Here is a 14,355-nt window from a genome sequence, read left to right as displayed (position 1 = left end):
AAGGAGCCATCATGCCGGACATTGATACCCTGTTGAGCGAACTCGAAGCCTTCGGCAGCAGCAACGATGCGGCGCACACGGAACGCGCCAGCCGCATGCTCAATATCACGCGCGATACGGGCGAATTGCTGGCCGTGCTCGTGCACGCGCGCGGCGCGCGCCGGCTGCTGGAAATCGGCACCTCGAACGGTTACTCGACCCTGTGGCTGGCGCGCGCGGCGCAGGCGCTGGGCGGCAGCGTGGTGACGGTGGAAAAGGCGCAGGACAAGTTCGACATGGCGCACGACAACTTCGTGCGCGCGCAATTGCAAGGCGTGATCGGTCAGCTGCTGGCGGACGCGGGTGACGTGCTGCGCGATGCGGCGGACGGCGCCTACGATTTCATCTTCCTCGATTCCGCGCGCCAGCAATATGCACAATGGTGGCCGCAGCTGGACCGGGTGCTGGCGGCGGGCGGCGTGCTGGTGGTCGACAACGCCAGTTCGCACTACGCGGACATGGCCGGCTTCATCGAAGCCATCCGCGCCGACAGCCGCTACACGGCGTGCCTGGCGACTGTCGGCAAGGGCGAATTCATCGCCGTCAAGTCCGGCAACTGATTATTCAGCGACGATAGCCGCTTCCAGCACGCGCACCAGCGATTCGACGCCTTGCGCGTCGACGTCATCGAAACGGCCGGTCAAAGGACTGTCGAGGTCGAACACGCCGACGATCTCGCCGTGTGCAAACACGGGCACGACCAGTTCCGAACGGGAATTGACGTCGCAGGCGATGTGGCCGGGAAACGCGTGCACATCCTGCACGACGATGGACTTGCCTTCGACCACGGTGGTGCCGCATACGCCGCGGCCCTTCTTGATGCGGATGCAGGCCGGCTTGCCCTGGAACGGTCCCAGCACCAGTTCCTCCCCCTTGAGGAAATAAAAGCCGGCCCAGTTCAGGCCCGGCATCGTGTGGAAGACCAGCGAACTGAAGTTGGCCGTATTGGCGATGAAGTCGGTTTCGCCCGACAGCAAGCCTTGCAGCTGCGAACGCAGGTCCGCATACATGGCTTGCTTGGCTTCGGGGGTATCGGTGCCGTAGGCGGCGTCGCTGAGGGTAAACGTCATGGTCGTGGTGGAGCGCAAAATGGGGAAGGCGCTATGGTAGCGCGTCTGGCGCATCCGCGTGTGACCCTCACTTTTGCAGGTGTTCCTGCGCCAGCCGGCGCAGCAGGGGCAGGGCCGCATGGCCGTGCTCTTCCCGCCAGGCCAGCCCGATGCCGGCCGCCAATTCCTCGCCCTCCGCCAATGGCCGGTAGGCCACGCCAGCGAGGCGCAGCGCGCGGAACGAGTCGGCCAGCAGCGCCATGCCCTTGCCGGCCGCCACGTCACCGAGCAGCACATGGTGGTCGGGCGCTTCGCGCAGGAAGGCGGGCGCGAAGCCATGGCGGCGAAACACTTGCTGGCAATGGTCGAAGAAGGCGGGCTGGCGCGCCCGTTCGAACCAGTAAATCGATTCTGCCGCGATGTCGGTCAGACTGAGCTTGCGCTTCTTCGCCAGCCGGTGCCCGGCGGGCAGGGCCAGCATCATGGGCTGGCGCGCCAGCGGCTGCACGGCCAGTTCGAACGTGGCGCTGGGCAGCGCGAGCAGGGCCGCGTCGAGCTGGCCCTTGCGCACGCCAGCCACCAGGCGCGGCGACGGCGCCGCCGTCAGTTCCAGCCGGACATTGCCCAGTTGCGCCTCCAGCGCCGCCAGCAGCGGGCGGAACAGGCCGGCCGCCACGGAGCTGGTCAGACCCAGGCGCAGGCGTGCGGGGGCGGCATCACGCTGCAGCGACGTGTGCGCCGTCTCCAGCAAGTCGAGGATGTGCAGCGCCTGCGGCAGCAGGGTGCGGCCCGCCTGCGTCAAGGCCACGCCCTGCGTGTCGCGCTCGAACAGGCGCACGCCCAGTTTTTCTTCCAGTGTCTTGATGGCGCGCGACAAGGGCGGCTGGGTCATGTGCAATTGTTCGGCCGCCTGGCGAAAGTTCAGGCAACGGGCGACGGCGCAAAACAGGGTCAGGGCGTGGGTGTCGAGGGCTCTCATACCAGAAAGGTATCACGAAATCGCGCATTCCCCCGCCAGCCGGCACGGCCTAGACTGGCTGCATCGAGTCAACACATGAGGAGAGCAGCATGCAACAACGACGCATCGGTAATAGCGGCTTGAACAGTTCGGCACTGGGCCTGGGCTGCATGGGCATGTCGGAATTTTATGGCGCCACGGACGAGGCGCAATCGATGGCCACCCTGGAAGCGGCCCTGGCGGCGGGCGTGACCCTGTTCGACACGGCCGACGCCTACGGTTTTGGCCACAACGAGCAATTGCTGGGACGTTTCCTGGCGCGCCACCCAGGCCAGGCGCTGGTCGCCACCAAGTGCGGCCTGGCGCGCGAGCCGGGCAGCTATGCGCGCCGCGTCGACAATTCCCCCGCCTACATCCGCCAGGCGTGCGAAGCGTCGCTGGCGCGCCTGGGCGTGGAGAGCATCGACCTGTTTTACCTGCACCGCCTGAACCTCGATACGCCGTTGGCAGAGTCGATGGGAGCGCTGGCGCAATTGCGGCAAGAAGGAAAAATTCGCGCCGTGGGCCTGTGCGAAGTGAGCGCCGCCACTTTGCGGCGCGCGGCGGCGCTCTGCCCCGTGGCGGCCTTGCAGAGCGAATACTCGCTGTGGACGCGCGAGCCGGAGCAGGGCGTACTGGCCGCCTGCCGCGACGTGGGCGCCAGTTTCTTTGCCTACAGCCCGCTGGGGCGCGGTTTCCTGACGGGCGCCATCGCCGATGCGGCCAGTCTCGACGCGGGAGATTTCCGCCACTTCAATCCCCGTTTTGCCGCCGACAACCTGGCGCATAACCAGGCCATCGTCGCGCAGGTCAGGGACATCGCGCGCGCCAAAGGCTGCACGCCGGCCCAGCTGGCGCTGGCCTGGCTGCTGGCGCAAGGCGACGACATCATTCCCATCCCCGGCACCAAGCGCATCGCCTACCTGCACGACAACCTGGGCGCGCTGGCCGTGCGGCTGGACGGGGCGGAGCTGGCGGCGATGAACGCGGCCTTTCCCCTGGGCATGGCGGCGGGCGCGCGCTATACGGAGGAAGGCATGAAGGGCGTGGACGCGTGAAAAAATTGGATCTAGCGTACGCCAGCGTACCTAACTGACGCTTTTCCTGCGGGATAATCGGCGACGATCTGCTAGCATTTGGCAGTGACTGCACGGTGCGTGTTGCCCCGTGTTCAACGGTCAGGTATCCGATGAGGTGGATGTTGTTAGATGACGATATTTTCGATATAGAACTGAAATTATTGCTTGAGGGAATATTGCTGCGCTATCAGCACGATTTCCGCGATTATTCCGTGGCCTCCCTGCGCCGGCGCATGCGTCAGGCCATGGAGCGCTTCGGCTGCGCCAGCCTGTCGCAATTGCAGGACCGCATCTTGCACGAGCCGGCCATGTTCGCGCAGATGCTGCAATTTTTTACGGTGCAGGTGAGCGAGATGTTCCGCGATCCCGCGTATTTCCGCGCCTTGCGCGAAAAAGTCGTGCCCATCCTGCACACCTATCCCTCGATCAAGATCTGGGTGGCCGGCTGCAGCAGCGGCGAAGAGGTGTGGTCGCTGGCCATCTTGCTGGAAGAGGAAGGCTTGCTCGAGCGCAGCATGATTTATGCGACCGACATCAATGTGGAAGCGCTGGCCGCCGCGGAAGCGGGTATCTATCCGGTCGAGCGCATCGCCCAGTTCAGCGAGAATTATCAGCTGGCGGGCGGCAAGCGCTCGCTGTCCGACTATTACACGGCCGCCTACAAGGGCGCCATCTTTGACCGGCGCTTGCGGCGCCAGTTCGTTTTCGCCGACCACAGCCTGGCGACGGACAGCGTGTTTTCGGAGGTGCACATGGTTTCCTGCCGTAACGTGATGATTTATTTCAATAAAGATTTGCAGGACCGCAGCCTGGGCCTGTTCCACGAAGCGCTGGTGAACCGGGGCTTCCTGGGTCTGGGCATGAAGGAAAGCCTGCATTTCAGCCGCCATGCGGACAGCTTTAACGAGCTGAGCCCGGCCGAACGCATCTTCCAGCGTGCCTGACATGCTGCCGAGCTCCGACGTCGCGCCACCGCCGGCCGGCCTGCGCCTGATCGCCATCGGCGCTTCGGCCGGCGGCGTAGAAGCGCTGGGCATCGTGCTGCGCGCCTTGCCCGCCACCTGCCGCGCGGCCGTGGTGGTGGTGCTGCACCTGGCGCCGGGCCGCTCGAGCCAGTTGCCGCAGTTGTACGCGGAACGTTGCCAGCTGCCCTTGCGCGAAGCGCAGGACAAGGAACCGCTGCAACCCGGCGTCGTGTATTTCGCGCCGCCCGACTACCACCTGCAAGTCGAGCCCGATGGCTGTTTTTCCCTGTCACAGGAAGCGCCCGTGTATTTTTCGCGCCCATCGATCGATGTCTTGCTGGAAACGGCTGCGTATGCCTACCGGCGCGCCATGCTGGCCATCATCCTGACGGGCGCCTCGGCCGACGGCGCGGCGGGCCTGGCGCGCGTGCGGCAGCTGGGCGGCAGCGCCTGGGTGCAAGACCCGCAGCGGGCCAGTTGTGGCATCATGCCGGCCGCCGCGCTCAAGCTGGCCGGCGCCGACCGCGTGCTCGATTTGCCGCAAATGGCCGCCAGCCTGGCATTGCTCGGCGATGGCGAACACAAGTGAATGGGAATAGTGTAGTGCGTGTAATATATGTGAGAATTGAAACAATGTTTATGTCCATATCGAAACACGATGGCGTCTTGCCGTTGCGATGCCTGAAGATGATTCCGTGACCGCTCCTATTCATATCCTCGTCGTTGACGACATCGCGCAAAACCTGGTTGCCGCCGAAGCCGTGCTGGCGCGGCCCGGCATTGTCATCCTGAAGGCCAGCTCGGGCGCGCAAGCGCTGGAACTGCTGTTGACGCATGAAGTGGCGCTGGCCCTGATCGACGTGCAAATGCCGCAGATGGATGGTTTCGAGCTGGCCGAGCTGATACGCGGCAGCGAACGCACGCGCAGCATTCCCTTGATTTTTCTCACGGCCGCGTCGCGCGAGCCGAGCTACAGTTTCCGCGGCTACGAGGCGGGCGCCGTCGACTTTCTCTACAAGCCCATCGACGTGAAAGCCTTGCAAAGCAAGGTGGCGGTGCTGGTGCAGCTCTACCAGCAGAAACGCGAATTGTCGGCCCAGCTCGACGAACTCAAGCATGCGCTGCACCTGAATGAACTGTTCACGGCCGTGCTGGGTCACGACTTGCGCACGCCCTTGTCGGTGGTGATGAACGGCGCCATGCTGTTGCCGATGATGAGCGACCACCCGAAGGTGATCGTCACGGCGCAGCGCATCGAAAGCAGCGCCAAGCGCATGGCGCGCATGGTCGACCAGTTGCTGGACCTGGCGCGCATCCGTTCCGGCACGATGGAATTGCGCGGCAGCATGCACGACTACCTGGCGCTGGCGCGCGCCATCGTCGAGGAATGCGAGACGGCCGGTCAGGCGCCGCTGGTCGAGGTCAGCAGCGTGGGCGAGCTGCACGGGCAATGCGACGCGGGCCTGCTGTCGCAAGTCATCTCGAATCTGTTAAACAATGCCATCACGCATGGCGAGCCGGGCGCGCCCGTGCAACTGGCCCTCGACGGACGGGACGCCGGCAGTATTGAATTGCGCATCGCCAATCGTGGCGTCATTCCCGCCACCTTGCTGCCGACCCTGTTCGAACCGTTCCAGCAGGCGGGCGAGAAGCGCCGGACGGGGCAGGGCCTGGGACTGGGCCTGTACACGGCAAACATGTTCGTCAAGGCCCATGGCGGCACGCTCGAGCTCAGTTCGACGGCCGCGCAGGGCACGCTGGCGACCGTGCGCATTCCGCGCCAGTGCCAGGTGTGCGTGCAAGCGGGACGGGCGACATGAGCGCGCCAGCCTGGCCGCGCGGCGGCGGCAGCATGGGGGAACTGGTGCGCGAGCGCGACTGGTCCGCCACCAGCCTGGGCGCCGTCGATGGCTGGCCCGCCCATCTGCGCACCAGTGTCGACATCGTGCTCAATTCGCCCATGGCGATGGTGCTGATGTGGGGCCCGCAGCACGTCATGATTTACAACGACGACTACATCCAGATCGCAGGCGAGCGCCATCCGGCGGCGCTGGGCGGCACGGTGCCGGGCATCTGGCCGGAAATCTGGGACTGGAACGCGCGCATCCTCGAAGCGGGACTGCGCGGCGAGACGCAGGTGCACCGCGAATGCTGTTTGCCGTTGTTGCGCGGCGGACAGCGCACGGACGTCTGTTTCGACCTGTTCTACACGCCCGTGCATGGCGCCGACGGCCAGGTCGACGGCGTGCTGTGCACGGCGCTGGAATTGACGGCGCGCATGGAGGAGGGGCGCCAGCTGAAGCTGGCCACGGCCGAGCTGGGCCAACTCAACACCACCTTGCAGGCCGAGAGCGAGGCCGTGCGCGCGGCCAACCGCCGCCTGGGCGAGGAGCGGGCGCTGCTGCGCGCCCTGTTCCAGCAGGCGCCGAGTTTCATGGCCCTGCTGCGCGGGCCGCAGCACGTGTTCGAATTGGCGAACGAGCATTATCTGCGTCTGGTCGGGCACCGCGATGTGCTGGGCAAGACAGTCGAAGCGGCCTTGCCTGAAGTCAAGGAGCAAGGTTTCATCGAGCTGCTCGACCAGGTCTACCGCACGGGAGAACCTTACGAGGGGCGCCAGGTGAAGGTGGACTTGCAGGCGGCGGACGGGCAGACGGGCCAGCGCCAGATCGATTTCGTGTACCAGCCCATCAAGGATGAAGAGGGCGTGGTGACGGGCATCCTCGTCGAAGGCATCGACGTGACCGAACGCATGGAAGGCGAGGAGCGGCTGCGCCTGGCCCAGCAGGCGGGCGGCATCGGCACCTTCGAATGGTTCCCCGAGACGGGCGCGATGGTGGTGTCGCCCACGTTCCGCCGCCTGTGGGGCATTGCCGACGAGGTGGAAGTGACGGAACGCCTGCTGGTGAGCCTGGTTGATGCGCGCGACCAGCAAAAGGTCGGACCAAGCAAACTTGACGTCGCGCCCAATCCCCTCGAATACGTCGAGTACCGCATCCGCCGCCCCGCCGATGGCGCGCTGCGCTGGATCGCGCGCCAGGGCGAGGTGGTGGCCGGCCGCATGCCGGGCCAGCGCCGCTACGTGGGCGTGTCGTTCGACGTGACGGAGCGGCGCCAGATCGAGGACGAACTCAACGCCAGCCAGGAGCGCATGGCGGCCATTTTCGGCCAGGCCTCGGTGGGCTTGTCCGAGCTGGGCCTCGATGGCAGTTTCCAGAGGGTCAACGGTGCCCTGTGCTGCATGCTGGGGCGTTCCGCCGAGGAACTGCTGAGCCTGAACATGAACGACATCATGCATCCGGCGGACGTGCCCGGCAACAACGTGCTGTTCCAGCGTCTGGTGGAAACGGGCGAGTCGTTTTCGCTGGAAAAGCGCTACCTGAAGCCCGACGGCACGCAAGTGTGGGTGTCGAGCAATGTCAGCCGCCTCGTCGATGAGCAGGGTCATACGCGTTCCCTGATCGCCGTCAAGACGGACATCACGGACCGGCGCCGCGTGGAAAAAGCGCTGCATGAATTGAACGAAACGCTCGAGCACCGGGTCGAACAGGAAGTCGGTGAGCGCACCAAGGCCGAAGACGCGTTGCGCCAGGCGCAAAAGATGGAAGCCGTGGGCCAGTTGACGGGCGGCATCGCGCACGATTTCAATAATGTGCTGCAAATTATTTCCGGCAATTTGCACTTGCTGCAGCATCTGGCGGGCACGGATGGCCTCATGCGCCAGCGCCTGGACACGGCGATTGCCGCCGTCGAGCGGGGCGCCAAATTGTCGTCGCACCTGCTGGCCTTTGCGCGGCGTCAACCGTTGAAACCCGTGGTGGCCGACCTGACCCGCGTGGTGCGCAACATGGATGCGCTGCTGCGGCGCGCGCTGGGCGAAGCGATCGACATCGTGCTGGTGGGCGGCGGCGGGCTGTGGAATACTCTGGTCGACCGCAGCCAGATCGAGAACGTCATCCTCAACCTGGCCATCAATGCGCGCGACGCCATGGATGGCGTGGGCAAGCTGACGATCGAACTGGGCAACGTCGTGCTCGACGAACAGTATGTGCACAATCTGGTCGACGTGCCGGCGGGCCAGTACGTGATGCTGTCGGTGACGGACACGGGCCGCGGCATGAGCGGCGCCGTGCTGCAGCGCGCGTTCGAGCCGTTCTTCACCACCAAGCCGGAAGGCGCGGGCACGGGCCTGGGCCTGTCGATGGCGTATGGCTTCGTCACGCAAAGCCGCGGCCATATCCGCATTTACAGTGAACCTGGCGTGGGCACGGGAGTCAAAATCTACTTGCCCCGTTCCCTGATGGCCGAAGCGGACGAGGAACTGGAATTGAGCGGCGTCGTCACGGGCGGCACGGAAACCGTGCTGGTAGTGGAAGACGACGTGGGCGTGCGCACGACCGTGGTCGACATGCTGGGGGCGCTGGGCTATACGGTGCTCAAGGCCGAGGATGGTGAAAGCGCGCTGGCCGTGCTGCATAGCGGCGCGCAGATCGACTTGCTGTTTACGGACGTCATCATGCCCGGTCCCGTCAGCAGCACGGAGATGGCGCGCCAGGCGCGCGAGTTGCAGCCCGATATCGCCGTCTTGTTTACGTCGGGCTACGCGCAGGATGTCATCGTGCATGAGGGGCGTCTCGACGCGGGAGTGGAATTGCTCAGCAAGCCGTACCGGCGCGAAGAGCTGGCACGCAAGCTGCGCCATGTGCTGGCCAACCGCCAGCAGCAAATGCGTGCGCGCCAGTTTGAACGGTCCGGCGCGCCGGTGGCCGGCATCCTGCCGACCGGCAGCGCGGCGGCCAGCGTGCTGGGAAGTGACACGCCGGGACTGGACTTGACGGGCCATGCTCCGGAACCACAGGGGGACATGCCGACATCGATGAAAATACTTGTGGTGGAAGACAACCTCGATTCGCAGCTGATGGTGTGCGAACTGGTGGGCATGCTGGGCCATACGGTCAGCGGCGTATCCGATGGCGAGGCGGCGTGGAAATTGCTCAATGAGCAAGACTTCGATATCCTGTTTACGGATGTCAGCCTGCCCGGCATGTCCGGCATCGCGCTGGCGCGCATGGTGCTGCGCGATAAACCGGCCATGCGCATCATCTTTTCCACGGGCTATGGCAAGGAATCGATGGATGAGCTGGGTTTTTCCGCCAGTGTCTTGCGCAAGCCCTATGATTTGATGGAGTTGCAAGCGGCACTCGACCAACCTTGACGGGCACGCGCCGCTTCGGCCCGCCCGTCTCACACGTAGAGGTAAGGCATGACCCCTGAACTGACGATGCTGGCCGGTACCCTGGTGCTGGCGCTGGTGCAAATCCTGCTGCCCGCGCTGTTCCGCACGCGCGAAACGGGCACGGCCTATAACGTGAGCGCGCGCGACGGCGACGGACCGCCCGTGGGCAAGATCACGGGCCGTTTGCAGCGTGCCCAGGCGAACCTGTTCGAAACCCTGCCCCTGTTCGCCGCCGCCGTGCTGATCGCCCACGTGACGGCGCAGGAAAGCGCACTGAGCCTGTACGGCGCCGCCCTGTATTTGGCCGCCCGCGTACTGTATCTGCCCCTGTACGCGTTCGGCGTGCCCGTCGTGCGCACGCTCGTGTGGTGCGTGTCGATAGCCGGGCTGCTGATGCTGTTCTGGGCCATCCTGTTCGCTTCCTGAAATCCTACGCTGGCTGTAGCAGCCGTCCTATGGTCGTACGCCAGACCCGGCCGTAAAGTGGCGGCAAGCTGGCGACTGGCGCCGGCATGTGAGGGACCGGACCACGATGGCGACTACCATTTCTGCAGTGAACGAAGCGGGCAGCGCCCGCCAGCGCAAGATCCAGCGTCTGCTGCGCTCCGTATTTGGCGTGGCGCGGCTGCGCGCGGGCCAGCAGGACGTCATCGACAGCGTGCTGGCCGGACGCGACACCCTGGCCATCATGCCCACGGGCAGCGGCAAGTCGCTGTGCTACCAGCTGCCCGCCGCCCTGTTGCCGGGTGCCACAGTGGTGGTGTCCCCGCTGATTTCTCTGATGAAGGACCAGCTGGAAAAGCTGCACGAACTGGGCATCACGGCCGTGCAGCTCAACAGCAGCCTGTCGCGCGCCGAGGAAGACGACGCCATCGCCCGCATCGCCCAGGGCGGCAGGCTCATCATCTTTTGCACGCCGGAACGTCTTACCAATACCGCCTTCCTGTCCCTGCTGGCCGGCGCGCCGCCCAGCCTGGTCGTCATCGATGAAGCCCATTGCATTTCCCAGTGGGGCCACGACTTCCGTCCCGCCTACCTGGACATCGCGGCCGCCCTGCGCGCGCTGGGCCGCCCGCCCGTGCTGGCGTTGACGGCCACGGCCACCGGGGAAGTAATGGCCGATATCGATACGCAACTCGAAGCGCGCAAGCTGAACGTCATCAATACCGGCATCTACCGCGCCAATTTGCGCTACCGCGTGATCCAGGTCACGAATGCGGGAGAAAAACAGGACGAAGTCCTGCGCCTGCTGCGCGAGACGCCGGGCGTGGGCATCGTGTACGCGGCCACCGTCAAGGCCGTCGAAGACCTGGCGGCGCGGCTGGAAGCGTTGGGCGAGAGCGTCACCTGCTACCACGGCAAGCTGGCGGCGCGCGAGCGCAAGCACCACCAGGACTTGTTCATGAATGGCGAGCGCCGCATCATGGTGGCCACCAACGCCTTTGGCATGGGCATCGACAAGCCCGACACGCGCTTCGTCATTCACTTGCAGGTGCCGGCCAACCTGGAGGCGTATTACCAGGAATCGGGCCGCGCGGGGCGCGACGGCTTGCCCGCCGACTGCACCTTGCTGTACTTCCAGGAAGACAAGCGGGTGCAGCAATTTTTTCTGGCGAAGCACTATCCCACGGCCGAAGAACTGGCCGCCATCGTGGCGGCAGCGCAAGAATTGCCGGCCACGTTTACTTTCGCTGCGCTGGCGTCCAGCCTGCCCGATTTTTCTGACGGCCACCTGAAGGTGTGCCTGAAACTGTTGAAGGACGGCAAGCTGCTGCGCCAGGACCGCAAACTGGGCTACAGCCTGAAAGCGCCCTCGGCCAGCTCGCCCTCGTATGCGCAGCTGGCGCAGATCTACGTCGACAAGCAGGAGCGCGACAAACAGGCGCTCGAGCAGATGGTGGCCTATGCGCAAAGCGGCTTGTGCCGCTGGAAACTGCTGCTCGATTATTTTGGCGATGCCGGCGATTTCGAGCGCTGCTGCACCTGCGACAATTGCCTGTCGCCGCCCGCGCTGGCCGCGCCCATTTCCCTCGACGAGTTGCCCCCGGTCCCGTCCCAAGCGCCATCGCCGCCGCCAGCGCCGCAGATCGCCGTCGGCAGTCGCGTGCGCGTGCCCCGCTACCAGATCGGCACCGTGCTGTCGGTGGCGGGCGACCAGGTCACGATTGCCTTTCCGGAAAACACCACGCGCACCTTCATGGCCGAGTTTGTCGCACCGGCGTGAACCCAGTGTGCGCTGTCTGACAGATGATCTGGCGCAAGAGCGCTAGAATCAGCCCATTCCAACGCGTGATAATGCAGGGAGCAGGGCATGGCAGACATGGTAGTGGTGCGCAAGGAAGGTTTGTACTGTGTGCCGGGTCAGTTCTACATCGACCCGTGGCGCCCCGTCGAGCGCGCCATCATCACACATGCGCACGCCGACCATGCGCGGGTCGGGCACCGGCATTACCTGTGCGCCGCGCCAGGCGAGCAAGTGCTGCGCGCGCGCCTGGGCCCCGTGTCCATCCAGGGCCTCGCGTATGGCGAGACCATCGAACACCACGGCGTGCAGGTGTCGCTGCATCCGGCCGGCCACGTGCTCGGTTCGGCACAGGTGCGTATGGAATATGGCGGCGAAGTGTGGGTGGCGTCGGGCGACTACAAGCTGCAGCCCGACCCCACCTGCCTGCCGTTCGAACCCGTGCGCTGCGACACCTTCATCACCGAATCGACCTTCGGCCTGCCCATTTACCGCTGGCAGGCGCCGCAGGAAATCTACGACGACATCAACCAGTGGTGGCGCAGGAATGCGGCCGAAGGGCGCACCAGCGTGCTGTTCTGCTATGCCTTCGGCAAGGCGCAGCGCATCCTGGCGGGCCTCGATGCCAGCATCGGCCCCATCATCTGCCATGGCGCGGCGCAAGCCCTGACGCAGGTCTACCGCGAGTCGGGCGTGGCCTTGCCCGCCACCGTGATGGTGGGCGAGGTGGCGGACAAGGCCGCCCTGAAGACGGCGCTGGTGATCGCGCCCCCATCGGCCGCCGGCTCGCCGTGGATGAAGCGCTTCGGCGACTACAGCGATGCGTTTGCCAGCGGCTGGATGCTGCTGCGCGGCGCGCGCCGGCGGCGCGGCGTGGACCGGGGTTTCGTGCTGTCCGACCATGCCGATTGGCCCGGCCTGATGCAAGCGATCACGGCCACGCAGGCCGAACGCATCATCGTCACGCATGGCTCGATTCCCGTCATGGTGCGCTGGCTGCAGCAGAACGGCTGGCAGGCGGGCGGCTTCGAGACGGAATACGGCGATGACGAGGCCGATGACGGTGCGCCCGGTGCGGCCACGGCGGCGGAGGACGTCAGCCATGCGTGACTTTGCCCGGCTGTACGCGGAACTCGACGAGACGACCTCCACCAGCCGCAAGCTGGCGGCGCTGCAAGCCTATTTTCGCGGCGCCTCGCCCGAGAACGCGGCTTGGGCCGTGTATTTCCTGGCCGGCGGCAAGCCGCGTCAGGCCGTGCCCACCAAATTGCTGCGCGAATACGCGACCGAACGGGCGGGCCTTGATGCCTGGCTGTTCGACGAGGCCTATCACGCCGTGGGCGACCTGGCCGAAACCATCGCCCTGATCCTGCCCGCGCCCGCCAAACGCAGCGACGTCGGCCTGGCCGAGTGGGTCGAGCAGCGCATCGCACCGTTGCGCGGCGCGGCGCCGGACGCCATCCGCGCCGCCCTGCTGGGGTACTGGGACGAGCTGGAAACGCGCGAACGTTTTCTGTTGATCAAGCTGATCGGCGGCGGCTTTCGCGTGGGCGTCTCAAAACTGCTGGTGACGCGCGCGCTGGCATCGATCGCCGCCGTCGACAGCAAGCTGATCGCCCAGCGCCTGATGGGCTGGACCGATGGCAAGGTCAACCCCACGGGCGCGGGATTCTTGAAGCTGATCGCCGCGCAGTCGGACGGCGAACATGCGCTGCGCGGCGGCCAGCCGTATCCGTTTTTCCTCGCGCATCCCCTGCAGACGGCGCCGGAAACCTTGGGCGAGCTCTCCGGCTGGCTGGCCGAGTGGAAATACGACGGCATGCGCGCCCAGCTGCTGCGCCGGGAGGGTGTGAACTGGCTGTGGTCGCGCGGCGAGGAATTGATCACGGAGCGCTTTCCGGAACTGGCGCAGCTGGCCTTGCCCGAGGGTACCGTGCTCGATGGCGAAATCCTCATCTGGCAGCCGGGCGACGTGCCGGCGCCATTTGCCGATTTGCAGCAACGGATGGGCCGCAAGACGGTCTCGCCCAAGCTGCTGGCCGAGCTGCCCGCCGTGCTGGTGGCTTACGATGTGCTGGAGCTCGATGGCGTGGACGTGCGCCAGCTGCCCCAGCTGGAACGGCGCGCGCTGCTGGAAAGCGTGGTGGCCGGCGTGCACTCTCCCGCGTTGCGCCTGTCGCCGCGTGTTGACGCGGCTAGCTGGGAGGCATTGGCCATCATCCGCGAGGAATCGCGCGCGCGCGGCGTGGAAGGCCTGATGCTCAAGGCCGTGTCGGCCGCATATGGCGTGGGCCGCACGAAAGACGTGGGCACATGGTGGAAATGGAAGATCGATCCGTATGCCATCGACGCCGTGCTGATCTACGCCCAGGCGGGCCATGGCCGCCGCGCGTCGCTGTACACGGACTATACGTTCGCCGTGTGGGATGACGTGGAGGAGGGCGGGCAGGGCGAGCGCAAGTTGGTACCGTTCGCCAAGGCGTATTCGGGCTTGACCGATGCGGAGATCGCGCAAGTCGACGCGGCCATCCGCAAGACGACGATAGAAAAATTCGGCCCCGTGCGCAGCGTGCAGCCGACGATGGTGTTCGAGATCGGTTTCGAGGGCATCGCTGCGTCCAGCCGCCACAAGGCGGGCATCGCCGTGCGCTTTCCCCGCATCCTGCGCCGCCGCGAAGACAAGACAGTTGCCGACGCCGACACCCTGGCCACCCTGAAGGCCATGCTGGCGGGCGCCGCATGAGCAGG

The 14,355-nt window shown here is 65.7% G+C and carries 12 protein-coding genes; 10 read left to right on the top strand and 2 right to left on the bottom strand.

The features are described from left to right. Window positions 1-11 precede the first annotated feature (11 nt). Entirely contained in the window at window positions 12-599 is a 588-nt protein-coding gene (locus AC3RCG_RS21765) for an O-methyltransferase (RefSeq protein WP_492402020.1), read from the top strand. On the opposite strand, the gene AC3RCG_RS21760 is transcribed toward AC3RCG_RS21765, so the two are convergent. Together AC3RCG_RS21760 and AC3RCG_RS21755 are read right to left on the bottom strand one after the other, a co-directional pair. Then, entirely contained in the window at window positions 600-1,109 is a 510-nt protein-coding gene (locus AC3RCG_RS21760; RefSeq protein WP_492402071.1) for a GAF domain-containing protein, read from the bottom strand. Between the two features lie 67 nt (window positions 1,110-1,176). Then, window positions 1,177-2,067 (bottom strand): LysR family transcriptional regulator, encoded by an 891-nt coding sequence (locus tag AC3RCG_RS21755; protein WP_492402021.1) that lies wholly within the window; start codon window positions 2,065-2,067, stop codon window positions 1,177-1,179. 89 nt (window positions 2,068-2,156) lie between these two features. Between AC3RCG_RS21755 and AC3RCG_RS21750 the strand changes: the two genes are divergently transcribed. The 9 genes from AC3RCG_RS21750 (at window position 2,157) to AC3RCG_RS21710 (ending at window position 14,350) form a co-directional block, all read left to right on the top strand. Further along, the gene (locus AC3RCG_RS21750; RefSeq protein ID WP_492402022.1) at window positions 2,157-3,143 is read left to right on the top strand and encodes an aldo/keto reductase; all 987 of its coding nucleotides are present in this window, start codon (window positions 2,157-2,159) and stop codon (window positions 3,141-3,143) included. Window positions 3,144-3,283: 140 nt separating this feature from the next. Beyond that, window positions 3,284-4,108, top strand: coding sequence for a CheR family methyltransferase (locus AC3RCG_RS21745; protein WP_200899269.1), 825 nt, complete (start codon window positions 3,284-3,286; stop codon window positions 4,106-4,108). Between the two features lies 1 nt (window position 4,109). Beyond that, entirely contained in the window at window positions 4,110-4,718 is a 609-nt protein-coding gene (locus AC3RCG_RS21740) for a chemotaxis protein CheB (RefSeq protein ID WP_070291833.1), read from the top strand. A gap of 106 nt (window positions 4,719-4,824) precedes the next feature. Beyond that, a complete protein-coding gene (locus tag AC3RCG_RS21735) occupies window positions 4,825-5,949 on the top strand; it encodes a hybrid sensor histidine kinase/response regulator (RefSeq protein WP_070312869.1) in 1,125 nt (374 codons plus the stop codon). Further along, entirely contained in the window at window positions 5,946-9,344 is a 3,399-nt protein-coding gene (locus tag AC3RCG_RS21730) for a hybrid sensor histidine kinase/response regulator (RefSeq protein WP_492402023.1), read from the top strand. Before AC3RCG_RS21735 ends, AC3RCG_RS21730 begins: the two co-directional genes overlap by 4 nt. 48 nt (window positions 9,345-9,392) lie before the next feature. Then, window positions 9,393-9,791 (top strand): MAPEG family protein, encoded by a 399-nt coding sequence (locus AC3RCG_RS21725; RefSeq protein WP_492402024.1) that lies wholly within the window; start codon window positions 9,393-9,395, stop codon window positions 9,789-9,791. A 106-nt stretch (window positions 9,792-9,897) separates the two neighbouring features. Next, complete coding sequence (locus AC3RCG_RS21720) at window positions 9,898-11,589, top strand: RecQ family ATP-dependent DNA helicase (protein WP_070291831.1); 1,692 nt, start codon at window positions 9,898-9,900, stop codon at window positions 11,587-11,589. 87 nt (window positions 11,590-11,676) lie between these two features. Beyond that, window positions 11,677-12,717 (top strand): ligase-associated DNA damage response exonuclease, encoded by a 1,041-nt coding sequence (locus tag AC3RCG_RS21715; RefSeq protein ID WP_492402025.1) that lies wholly within the window; start codon window positions 11,677-11,679, stop codon window positions 12,715-12,717. Next, window positions 12,710-14,350, top strand: coding sequence for an ATP-dependent DNA ligase (locus AC3RCG_RS21710; RefSeq protein WP_492402027.1), 1,641 nt, complete (start codon window positions 12,710-12,712; stop codon window positions 14,348-14,350). The genes AC3RCG_RS21715 and AC3RCG_RS21710 overlap by 8 nt, the downstream gene beginning before the upstream one ends. Window positions 14,351-14,355 lie beyond the last annotated feature (5 nt).

The organism is Janthinobacterium sp. GW823-FHT01H08, assembly GCF_058797855.1.
The sequence above is the reverse complement of the archived record's forward strand: the minus strand, read 5'-3'. Positions and strand labels throughout refer to the sequence as shown.